This window comes from Ruminococcus sp. D54t1_190329_F1 (assembly GCF_015551645.1).
GTDB lineage: Bacteria > Bacillota > Clostridia > Lachnospirales > Lachnospiraceae > Blautia_A > Blautia_A faecis.
Window position 1 is genome coordinate 1 of record NZ_JADNDC010000013.1, and the last position, 11,526, is coordinate 11,526.

Consider the following 11,526-nt stretch of genomic DNA (forward strand, 5'->3'; position numbering starts at 1 on the left):
CTGTTGATGGAAGCATTATACTACATTGGGACATTTTCCTTTATGGTATATTAGGACATTATCATAAATGGTTCATAGACGTGAGAATGAAATGAAATTTTTTGTTGTGTTTTTCGGGAAAACTTGTTATATTAAAAATAATGGCTTTATTATGCTGAGCCAGAGATGGACGATCTGTGATGTTGTATTCGGGTCTCTGAATCTTAAAATGTATTTGAAAAATGATTTTTCAAACAGATTCTGGAACAGAGCTGACGCGACAGATCGCATTTGACTTATAATGGAGATAAATGTGAAGAAACAAAATAAACACGTGATTGCAATTGTGCAGGATGGAAGTATCGCACAGGAACTGGAGCTTGTGCCGGGAGATATACTGCTCACTGTAAACGGTCAGCCTGTGGAAGATATATTTGACTACCGATATCTGATGAATGAAGAATTCGTTGTTCTGGAAGTGGAAAAGGCAAACGGAGAGATCTGGGAGCTGGAGGTGGAGAAGGAATATGAAGAAGACCTTGGGATTACCTTTGAGAAGGATCTGATGGATGATTATCGTTCCTGTTCCAATCACTGCATTTTCTGTTTTATTGACCAGATGCCGCCTGGAATGAGAGATACTCTTTATTTTAAAGATGATGATTCCAGATTGTCCTTCATACAGGGAAATTATGTGACCCTGACCAATATGAGTGATCATGATATAGACCGGATCATCCGGTACCATCTGGAGCCCATTAATATTTCCATCCAGACCATGAATCCGGAACTGAGATGTAAAATGCTCCATAACCGCTTCGCCGGGGATGCATTGAAGAAGCTTCAGAAACTGTATGATGCAGGAATCACTATGAATGGGCAGATTGTTTTGTGCAAAGGAGTTAATGACGGTAAGGAACTGGATGACAGTATTCGCAAGATGTCTGCCTATGCACCAGTACTTCAGAGCGTTTCAGTAGTTCCGGTTGGTCTGACTAAGTTTCGTGAGGGGCTGTATCCGATGGAACAGTTTCAGAAGGAAGATGCATTAGAAGTTCTGGATATTATTCATTCCTGGCAGAAGAAAATGATGGACCAGTATGGCATTCATTTTATCCATGCTTCAGATGAATGGTACATTCTGGCAGGGAAGGATCTGCCCCTGGAAGAGTCCTATGATGGCTATCTTCAGCTGGAAAACGGTGTGGGAATGCTTCGGCTCCTTGGCGAAGAAGTGAAAGAAGCTGTTGCAGGCAGGACAGGAGATGACCGAAGGATAAAGGCTGTCAGTGCTACAGGTGCTTTGGCGGCACCATTTATTAAGAAATATATGGAGATGATCCATGAGAAATTTCCAAATGTAGAAGTGGATGTGATCTCCATAAGAAACGAATTTTTCGGAGAAACGATTACGGTGTCTGGTTTGATCACGGGACAGGATCTGATCAGACAATTAAGCGGCAGAGACCTTGGAGAGAAGCTTTTGCTTCCCTGCAACATGCTGAAAAATGAAGAAGATGTTTTTCTGGATGATATTTCTGTGGAAGAGCTTTCCAGGAAACTGAATGTAGAAATTGTAATTGTGGATGAAGGTGGTTCAGACCTTGTGTCTGCAGTCCTTGATCCGATTGAACATAAGAAACAGAAAAGGAGACAAATGTATGAGCAAACCGGTAGTAGCAATTGTGGGCAGGCCTAATGTAGGAAAATCCACATTGTTTAATGTACTGGCAGGGGATAAGATTTCCATTGTTAAAGATACGCCAGGTGTAACCAGAGACAGAATTTATGCAGATGTATCATGGCTGGATAATGATTTTACTATTATTGACACAGGTGGTATTGAACCGGATAGCGGCGATGTGATTCTTTCTCAGATGAGGGAGCAGGCTCAGATCGCTATTGATACTGCGGATGTCATTATCTTTATTACAGATGTACATCAGGGACTTGTGGATTCTGATGCGAAAGTTGCAGATATGCTTCGCCGCAGCGGCAAACCAGTGGTACTTGCAGTGAATAAGGTGGACAGCATTCAGAAATATATGATGGATGTTTATGAATTTTATAATCTGGGAATCGGCGAGCCATTTGCCATTTCTGCAGCTAACCGTCAGGGACTTGGAGATATGCTTGATGAGGTCGTAAAACATTTCCCGGAGGATACGGGAGAGGATGAGGATTCTGATATTCCGAAGATTGCTATTGTAGGTAAACCTAATGTTGGTAAGTCCTCTCTGATCAATAAGCTGCTGGGGGAAGACCGTGTAATCGTTTCAGATATTGCTGGAACCACTCGTGATGCAGTTGATACGAAGGTTACCTGGAACGAAAAAGATTATATTTTTATCGATACAGCCGGACTCCGCCGTAAAGCAAAAGTAAAAGAAGAAATTGAGCGCTTCAGTGTGATCCGTACTGTAACAGCTGTAGAACGTGCAGATGTTGTAGTTGTAATGATCGATGCATCAGAAGGCGTTACAGAGCAGGATGCAAAAATTGCCGGAATTGCCCATGAGAAAGGCAAGGGCGTGATCATTGCAGTGAATAAATGGGATGCTATTGAGAAAAATGACAAGACCATTTACAAACATACTAACCGTATTCGGGAGGTCCTTTCCTTTATGCCTTATGCAGAAATCGTGTTTATTTCTGCCCGAACAGGACTTCGGATTTCCAGAATGTTTGAGACACTGGATGCGGTAATTGAGAATCAAACTATGCGTATCCAGACTGGTGTGCTTAATGAGATCCTTGCAGAAGCAGTTGCCATGCAGCAGCCGCCGTCTGACAGGGGCCGCCGTCTGAAAATTTTCTACATGACACAGGTTGCGGTAAAACCGCCTACATTCGTAATCTTTGTCAATGACAAAGAACTTATGCATTTTTCCTACACCAGATATCTGGAAAATAAAATCCGGGATGCCTTTGACTTTGGCGGTACACCGCTGAAATTTATTGTAAGAGAGCGCGGAGAGAAGGAATAAAGATGGAACGTATTATTTGTCTGGCTATTGGATATTTGTTTGGAATGTTTCAGACGTCATACATTATCGGAAAAATCCATCACATGGATATCCGTCAATATGGAAGCGGCAATGCAGGAACTACCAATGCCCTTCGTACTCTTGGAAAAAAAGCGGGGGCAATGACTCTTATTGGCGATATGCTTAAATGTGTGATTGCCATTCTGATCGTGGATGCAGTATTTAAGAATCGGTATCAGGAAATTCTTCCATTGCTTGGCATGTACACGGCAGCAGGCTGCGTGCTTGGACATAATTTTCCGTTTTATCTTGGATTCAGGGGCGGCAAGGGAATTGCAGCTTCTGCGGGAATGCTGCTGGCAATGGACTGGAGAGTATTTCTGATCTGCGCGGTGATCTTTATTGGGCTGGTAGCTATTACCCGCTATGTGTCATTGGGGTCAATGGCAGCATATGTAGGTGCGCTGATTTGTTTCATTGGGTTTGGCGCTGCGGGAAGTTATGGCATGGATTTCCCTCATACATTTGAGATGGATGTGATCATGGGACTTATGACAGCACTTGCAATTTACAGACACAGGGCGAATATTTACCGCCTTTTAAATGGAACTGAGAATAAGCTTGGTGCAGCGAAAACTGCAGCCAAATAAGATGAGGTGATAAAATGGCAAAAATCAGCGTAATGGGAACCGGAAGCTGGGGAACAGCACTTGCAATACTGCTTCACAACAATGGTCATCAGGTTATGTTGTGGTCTGCACATCCGGAAAAGGCAGCCAGTCTGAATCAGACCCGGGAGGATCCGAAAAAGCTTCCCGGAATTAAAATTCCGGATGGAATTGTGATAACCGGTGATGAAAAGACAGCTTTGGATTCACCAGATATAGTTGTATTTGCCTCACCATCTGCTTATATGCGTGCTATCAGCAAACGACTTTCCCCATTGATTCGACGGGGACAGATTATTGTAAATGTGGCGAAAGGTGTAGAAGAAAATACGCTTATGCCTGTGTGTGATATTATTAAAGAAGAGATTCCTCAGGCAGATGTTTGTGTGCTTTCAGGACCAAGCCATGCGGAAGAAGTAAGCCGCGGACTCCCTACTACGTGTGTAGTCAGTGCCCGCAAAAAAGAGACCGCTGAATATCTCCAGGGCCTTTTTATGAGCCCTGTTTTCCGGGTGTATACTACACCGGATATGCTGGGGGTAGAGCTTGGCGGTGCCCTTAAGAATGTAATCGCCCTGGCAGCAGGGACTGCTGATGGCTTAGGGTATGGAGATAATACAAAGGCTGCTTTGATCACAAGAGGAATAGCAGAGATGGCGCGGCTTGGTGTCAAGATGGGCGCTAAATTGGAGACTTTTGCCGGCCTTTCCGGAATTGGTGATCTGATTGTTACCTGTGCCAGTGTGCACAGCCGAAACAGACGCGCCGGCTATCTGATGGGACAGGGTTACACCATGAAGCAGGCTATGGATGAAGTGCAGATGGTTGTGGAGGGCGTTTATTCCGCAAAGGCAGCCAAAGCGCTGGCTGAGAAATATAATGTGGAAATGCCGATCATTATGGAAGTAAATAAGCTTCTGTTTGAAAACAAGCCTGCATCTGAAGCTGTGAAAGACCTGATGCAGAGAGAGAAACAGGGAGAAATTTCCTGGGAACTGTGAATGCTATATTCAGCAAATAAGCTGTTGCAAAATATAAAATACAGAAAATATAACTGAAAGAATAGAACCGCAAAAAACTGCCAGAGCAGTGAGCAAAAAAACGAAAGAGTATGCTCAATGTTCTGGCAGTTAATAATTTACAAAGAGTGAAAAGATTAAAAAATAACATCCTTCAGATCATCCGGCACATGGGATGTATGGAGATCTTCATTTAAAGTATCCATGATCGCCATATCTTCATCCTCAATGTTGAAATCAAAAATATTGGCGTTGGAAGCAATGCGGTCTGGATTGACGGATTTCGGAATTACAGAAATACCCTTCTGGATTGCCCAGCGAAGACCGACCTGAGCAGGAGTATGTGCATACTTGGTTCCGAGAACACACATTACATCATTGTCAAGGTAAGCACCTCTGGCAAGCGGTGCATAAGCCTGAACCTGAATTCCTTCCGACTGGCAATATTCAATCAGTTCTTTCGGATAGCAAAGCGGATGACATTCGATCTGGTTGACAGCAGGTACAATACCGGAAATTTTCTTAAGCTCTTCCAGATGATGAATCTGGAAATTGCTGACGCCGATGGAAAGTACACGGCCGGTTTCAAGAAGTTTGGCCATCTCCAGCCAGGTTCCGGTATAGCAGCCAGGCACCGGCCAGTGAATCAGATAAAGATCCAGATAATCCAGCTTCAACCGCTCCATGCTTCTGTAAAAAGCACCATCTACATCTCCAAGTCGTTGCGCATTGTTCCAGATCTTGCTGGTGATAAAAAGTTCTTTGCGTGGGACACCACATTTGGCAATTGCCTTGCCTACACTTTCTTCGTTTTTGTAAGCGGAAGCAGTGTCAATAAGACGGTAGCCCGCGTTCACTGCAGCTGTAATGGCTGTCTCTGCTTCGTTATCTGCTGTTTTATATACACCAAGCCCTAAAAGGGGCATTTCTCTGTCGGTATTCAGGAATACGGTTTCTCTCAAAGCTAATTCCTCCTCATTAAACAATAAATGCTGCTGCTCATGAAGTAATCAGCAACCAATAAATTTCATTCATTATAGCATATAATTACAAAACATTCACCTGTTTTTTGCTTAAATACGCATTCGTTAATCTTTAGACAAACTTTAGAAATAACTGGTAAAATTGTACAGAAATTAAAACATATATTTGTGTGGTAAAGCGTTGAAATTTGGTAAAATTTTATAATTATCTCCTTGCGTAATAATGAGAAAGGTTGTATAATAAAAGAAAAATTTGATAAATTTATGTCATAACTCTGCGATTTTTTAGGTAGAAGAAAGAAAATGTGTTATGCATGAAGGTAAGAGGTATGCGGAATCTCATTATATTAATAGGGAATAGAATATCTTTATATCCATTCTTACATGTTTTCTCACGTTGCCGGCGTGAGTTTTTTTCGTGCCTGGAAGAGAAGCGATGTTATGATTTGTCTGCCGCATTCAAGGCGGAAAGGAGTATTTACTATGCATTTGATCAAAGATGAAAACGGCAATCTGATTCAGCATGGTCATGAGCATACTCACCAGCATACCCATGCAGACGGAGTGAGCCATACACATGCGCATACCCATGACGGATCAGAAAGTCATGACCATACACATAATGAGGGACAGAACTGCAGTACAGACTGCGGCGGCTGTCAGGGAGGGGACTGCAAGAATGAGACAGTAGCTCTTCTTACCTATATGCTGCAGCACAATGAGCACCATGCAGCGGAACTTGATCAGATGGCGGATAATCTTGCCAAGATGGGTATGGATGCCGCCGCGAAGACCATTAAGGAAAGCGTATCCGATTTCCAGAAAGGCAACATGCGCCTTGGCCTTGCCCTGACCCTTGTAAAAGAGGAAATGAAATAAGGAGGCATTATTATGTGTTTGGCAACTGTATATAAAGAAAATGACGATTCTGTAATCTTCAAGAACGTCAGCCGTATTAATGTAGATGGAAACAAACTTGTTCTCCGTGATATTATGGGTGATGAAAGAGTAGTAGAGGGAACCATCCTTATGGTAGACCTTGCGAACAGTATCGTTAAAGTAAAATGTGACTGACATGGATTTCCTGATTACTGTTCAGTGGAAATGTTTTACAAGGTGCGTTTGTGAACAAAATGCACAGTAACGTTTTCTTTTGATGAAGAAAGATAAAAGCGGATTGTTTAAGCAACCCGTGACGCTTATCAGATCTTGAGGTGTTATGCCTTTAGAATAAAAATTACTTAATACGTGGAGGTATGTAATTATGAAATTGTCAGAGGCAATGAGAGAAAGAATGCTTCTGTCTTTCGAGCTATTTCCGCCGAAGACAGAAAAGGGAATGGATAACCTTCCTGGGACAATCGATCATCTGATGAAATACAAACCTGCGTACATTTCCTGTACATACGGTGCAGGCGGCGGAAACGTTGGTGCTAACAGAGAAGTATGCCAGATGATCAGGAAGGCCGGAACAACACCGGTTACCCATTTTACAGTAATCAAGAACACGAAAGAGGGAATCAAAGAGCAGCTGGATCAGTACCTTGCAGAGGGAGTAGATCATATGCTTGCACTTCGTGGAGATATTCCGCTTGGTGAAACAACAACCTGCGGTGATTTCAACTACGCTACAGATCTTGTTAAATTTGTCCGTGACGAATTTGGTGACAAATTCGAAATCGCAGTTGCAGGATCTCCGGAGGGACACATTGCATGCCGCAGCCTTGATGCTGATATTGCAGTTCTGAGACAGAAACAGGACAATGGTGCCGATTATATCATGACTCAGCTTTGCTGGGATATGGAGCAGTTTAAATACTGGCTGGATTCAATCCGTGAGGCTGGTGTTACAATGCCTGTAGACGTAGGAGTTATGCCAATTCTTGACATGTCCGCTACAATTAATATGGCACTTTCCCGTAACGGTTGTGTAATGGACCGTGAGCTTTGCAGACTCATCTCCAGAAACTGGCTGTTCCCGAATCCATTTGCAGCAAAAGATGCTGATGGCAAGCCGTTTGATATGTTCTATGATGATAAGATCAAGAGATTCAAAGAAGAGGGAATCGAGTACACGATCAGACAGATCGACGAGTACCGCGCTCTCGGCGTAGATGGCATCCATCTGTATGCTTTGAATAAATGGAAAGATGTATCCGAGATCATTGACAGATCCGGACTTTGTACTTTAATCTAATCGATTTTGACTTAAATTTTTCAGGAGGCAATTGATAGTATTATGGCACATGTAATTGCTGTCGCAGGTAAAGGCGGCGTTGGTAAAACCACATTATGCGGAATGCTGATCCAGTATCTCTGCGAGAAAGGCAAAGGACCGATCCTTGCAGTAGATGCTGACGCAAACTCAAATCTGAACGAAGTTCTTGGAGTAGAAGTGGAGACTACACTTGGTGATGTAAGGGAAGAAATTGCCCGCGCAGAGCTTGCAAGCGAGAATCCGATCCCGGCGGGAATGTCCAAGGCGGATTACGCTGAAAGACGTTTTGAGGATGCTCTGGTAGAAGATGATGATTTTGATCTTCTGGTTATGGGCAGAACCCAGGGAAAAGGCTGCTACTGTTTTGTAAATGGACTTCTTCAGACCCAGCTTGCCAAATACCAGAATAATTATCCTTATATCGTAGTTGATAACGAAGCTGGTATGGAGCACATCAGCAGGGGAGTACTTCCGTCCATGCAGACAGCGATTCTGGTCAGTGACTGTTCCAGAAGAGGTGTACAGGCTGTAGGTCGTATTGCAGAGCTTATTAAAGAATGTGATATGCACCCGGATACAGTAGGCCTTATCATTAACCGTGCTCCTGGCGGAAAGCTGAATGACGGAATCAAAGAAGAGATTGAGAAGCAGGGTCTTCATCTTCTTGGCGTAGTGCCGCAGGATGAGACTGTTTACGAGTATGACTGCGAGGGTAAACCGACTGCAGGGCTTCCGGAAGATAATCCGGTAAAGATGGCTCTTCGTGAGATCGTAGATAAGCTTGTTTTATAAGGGAAGTCCCCCTTACCCCACATATTTATGTGATAAGAGGATAGAAATGGCATTATAATTCGCAGCAGGCAAGAACGCTGCTGCGGAATTTTTGTCAGGTATTTATCCCATGGGAGGGGATGGGTTCCGGAAAACGGAATATAAATAAATTTATCAAAAGTAACACATACTTAGAGGAGGTCAATAATGAGTGAATTCAAATTAACTACAGTGGAAGAATTCGAAGCTGCCACAGCCCGTCTTCTTGAGACTGGTGCAAAGGTAGGCGCTGATTCCTGGCAGATGCGTGTTAAGAATCAGACTCCACACTGTAAATTCGGTGAGCAGGGCGTATGTTGCCGAATCTGTTCAATGGGTCCGTGCCGTATTACACCTAAGGCACCGAGAGGTATCTGCGGATGCGATGTACATGGTATCGTAGGAAGAAACTTCCTTCGTTTCACAGCAGGTGGCGCAGCTACACACTCTGATCACGGACGTGAGATCTGTATCACACTTGGACATGCAAAAGAGGGCGGCGACTATCAGGTGAAAGATCCTGAGAAGCTGATCCGTATTGCAAAAGAGTGGGGCGTTGAGACAGAGGGTAAAGACATCTATGATCTGGCTCATGAAATGTCTGATCTTGCTCAGGAAGAATACGGAAAGATCAGAGGATATTCCAGATGGCTTAAGAGAGCACCTCAGCATACACAGGATCTGTGGCATGCAGCTGGAATTGAGCCAAGAGCAATTGACCGTGAGGTTTCCTGTGCACTTCATATGACTCATATGGGTAACACAAGTAAACCGGAGGCTCTGATCCGTCAGGCGCTTCGTAACGGTCTTTCCGATGGATGGGGCGGTTCCATGTGCGGAACTGAGTTCTCTGATGTCCTTTTCGGAACTCCAAAGCCAATCGATACCGAGGCTAACCTTGGTGTTATGAATGCAGAAAATGTAAACATCGTTGTTCATGGACATGACCCGAGTCTTTCTGAGATGATCTGTGAGTATGCAGACAGCAAAGAGATGATCGACTATGCGAAATCCATGGGTGCTAAGGGAATCACTGTTTCCGGTGTATGTTGTACATCTAATGAGGTTGCAATGCGTCGCGGTATTCCGATGGCAGGTAACTTCTTACAGCAGGAGAACGTTGTACTGACAGGTGCCTGTGAGGCAATCGTAGTTGACGTTCAGTGTATTTTCCCGGCACTTGGACCTCTTTCCAAATGCTTCCATACAAAATTCATCACAACTTCTCCAATCTGCCAGATGCCAGATTCCGATTTCATTGAATTTGATGCAGGTACAGCAGGAGAGAAAGCAAAACAGATCGTAAAACTTGCATGTGAGAACTTCAAGAACAGAAAACCAGAGCTTGTACATATCCCGGATCTGAAACATAAAGCTACTGTTGGTTACTCTGTAGAAGCAATCGTTAAGACACTTGACGGCGTAACAAACTCTCAGGTAGACGAGACTGGTACCACCAAACCTCTTCTTGAGTGTATTACATCTGGTGTTATCCGTGGTGCTGTTGCTATGGTTGGATGTAACAACCCGAAGGTCAGACCTGACACAGCTCACATCGAACTTATGAAGAAACTGATCGCAAACGATATCGTGATCATCGCTTCCGGATGTTCCGCTCAGGCAGCTGCTCGTGCAGGACTTATGGACAAAGCTGCAAAAGACCTTTGCGGTGCTGGTCTGAAACGTGTTTGCGAGCTTGCAGATATCCCGCCAGTATTACATATGGGATCCTGTGTTGATATCAGCCGTATGCTGATCCTTGCTTCTGAGCTTGCCAAGGATTCCGGACTGAACATTTCCCAGCTTCCAGTAGTAGGATGTGCTCCTGAGTGGATGTCTGAGAAGGCAGTTTCCATTGGAAACTATGTAGTAGCAACTGGTCTTGATACATATCTTGGTGTAGACCCATATGTTTCCGGTTCTACAGAGGTTGCAAGCCTCCTTACAGAAGGGGTACGTGACTGGGTAGAGGCAGCATATACAGTTGAGAAAGATATTGATAAATTAGGCGATCTTATGATTGCGAGAATCGAAGAAAAACGTGACGCTCTCGGAATCTGATCGAAGGAAAGGCGCGATTAACTTATGAAAATAGCAGTAACCGGTAAAGGCGGAGTAGGAAAGACAACTTTTGCGGCAACACTTGCCAGACTATATGCAGATGAAGGGAAAAAGGTCCTTGCAGCTGATGTTGACCCGGACGCAAACCTGGGACTGGCTCTTGGATTTGATGAGGAGACTTTAGATTCCATCGTTCCCATTTCCAAGATGCGTAAGCTGGTAGAGGAGCGTACCGGAGCCAACAGCCAGAATCAGTTTTATACACTGAATCCGAAGGTAGACGACATTCCGGACACCTACGGAAAGGTTTGTAATGGTGTAAAGCTGCTTGTCCTTGGAACCGTGGAAACAGGCGGAGGCGGATGTGTCTGTCCTGAACATGTCATGTTAAAAAGAATCATCAGCAACCTTGTAGTGCACAGGGATGATGTGGTAATTATGGATATGGAAGCCGGTCTGGAGCATCTGGGCCGGGGAACCACGGAGAGCATGGACGAATTTATTGTGGTGATCGAACCAGGTGCAAGAAGTGTACAGACCTACAAAAACGTAAAACGTCTTGCAAAGGATCTTGGCATTACTCAGGTTAAGGTAGTGGCCAACAAAGTACGGAACGAAGAGGATGAAGAATTTATCCGCAACAAGATTCCGGCAGAAGATCTTCTTGGAATGATCCATTACAATGTAGAAGTTATGGACGCAGACCGCCAGGGTAAATCACCCTATGATTTCAGTGAGACAGTAACATCTGAGATCAGAAAGATTAAAGAAAAGATAGACAACGAATCAAGTCTGTAAATA

11 protein-coding genes are annotated in these 11,526 nt (G+C 44.0%); 10 read left to right on the top strand and 1 reads right to left on the bottom strand.

The genetic code is table 11. The features are described from left to right. Window positions 1-280 precede the first annotated feature (280 nt). The 4 genes from I2D69_RS07575 to I2D69_RS07590 are packed head-to-tail and all read left to right on the top strand — an operon-like array spanning window position 281 to window position 4,635. Window positions 281-1,678, top strand: a complete 1,398-nt coding sequence (locus tag I2D69_RS07575) for a DUF512 domain-containing protein (RefSeq protein WP_173715525.1) — start codon at window positions 281-283, stop codon at window positions 1,676-1,678. Then, a complete protein-coding gene (gene der, locus I2D69_RS07580; protein WP_118578448.1) occupies window positions 1,641-2,966 on the top strand; it encodes a ribosome biogenesis GTPase Der in 1,326 nt (441 codons plus the stop codon). The genes I2D69_RS07575 and der overlap by 38 nt, the downstream gene beginning before the upstream one ends. Window positions 2,967-2,968: 2 nt before the next feature. Then, the gene (gene plsY / locus I2D69_RS07585) at window positions 2,969-3,616 is read left to right on the top strand and encodes a glycerol-3-phosphate 1-O-acyltransferase PlsY (protein WP_118578447.1); all 648 of its coding nucleotides are present in this window, start codon (window positions 2,969-2,971) and stop codon (window positions 3,614-3,616) included. A 14-nt stretch (window positions 3,617-3,630) separates the two neighbouring features. After that, window positions 3,631-4,635: an NAD(P)H-dependent glycerol-3-phosphate dehydrogenase gene (locus I2D69_RS07590; RefSeq protein WP_148462604.1), complete on the top strand. Its 1,005-nt coding sequence runs from the start codon at window positions 3,631-3,633 to the stop codon at window positions 4,633-4,635. Between the two features lie 155 nt (window positions 4,636-4,790). Here I2D69_RS07590 and I2D69_RS07595 read toward each other — a convergent pair whose 3' ends face one another. After that, complete coding sequence (locus tag I2D69_RS07595) at window positions 4,791-5,615, bottom strand: aldo/keto reductase (protein ID WP_118578446.1); 825 nt, start codon at window positions 5,613-5,615, stop codon at window positions 4,791-4,793. 504 nt (window positions 5,616-6,119) lie between these two features. Here I2D69_RS07595 and I2D69_RS07600 point away from each other — a divergent pair. The 6 genes from I2D69_RS07600 (at window position 6,120) to I2D69_RS07625 (ending at window position 11,523) form a co-directional block, all read left to right on the top strand. After that, the gene (locus I2D69_RS07600) at window positions 6,120-6,515 is read left to right on the top strand and encodes a cobalt transporter (protein WP_173718657.1); all 396 of its coding nucleotides are present in this window, start codon (window positions 6,120-6,122) and stop codon (window positions 6,513-6,515) included. A gap of 12 nt (window positions 6,516-6,527) precedes the next feature. Beyond that, entirely contained in the window at window positions 6,528-6,710 is a 183-nt protein-coding gene (locus tag I2D69_RS07605; RefSeq protein WP_118578444.1) for a CooT family nickel-binding protein, read from the top strand. Between the two features lie 190 nt (window positions 6,711-6,900). Next, entirely contained in the window at window positions 6,901-7,833 is a 933-nt protein-coding gene (locus tag I2D69_RS07610; RefSeq protein ID WP_173718658.1) for a methylenetetrahydrofolate reductase, read from the top strand. Window positions 7,834-7,875: 42 nt separating this feature from the next. After that, on the top strand, window positions 7,876-8,646 hold the full coding sequence (locus I2D69_RS07615) for an AAA family ATPase (protein WP_118578442.1): 771 nt from the start codon (window positions 7,876-7,878) through the stop codon (window positions 8,644-8,646). Window positions 8,647-8,832: 186 nt separating this feature from the next. Next, window positions 8,833-10,725, top strand: coding sequence for an anaerobic carbon-monoxide dehydrogenase catalytic subunit (cooS, locus tag I2D69_RS07620; RefSeq protein ID WP_148462601.1), 1,893 nt, complete (start codon window positions 8,833-8,835; stop codon window positions 10,723-10,725). A 24-nt stretch (window positions 10,726-10,749) separates the two neighbouring features. Next, a complete protein-coding gene (locus I2D69_RS07625; protein WP_118578441.1) occupies window positions 10,750-11,523 on the top strand; it encodes a carbon monoxide dehydrogenase accessory protein CooC in 774 nt (257 codons plus the stop codon). Window positions 11,524-11,526: the final 3 nt, after the last annotated feature.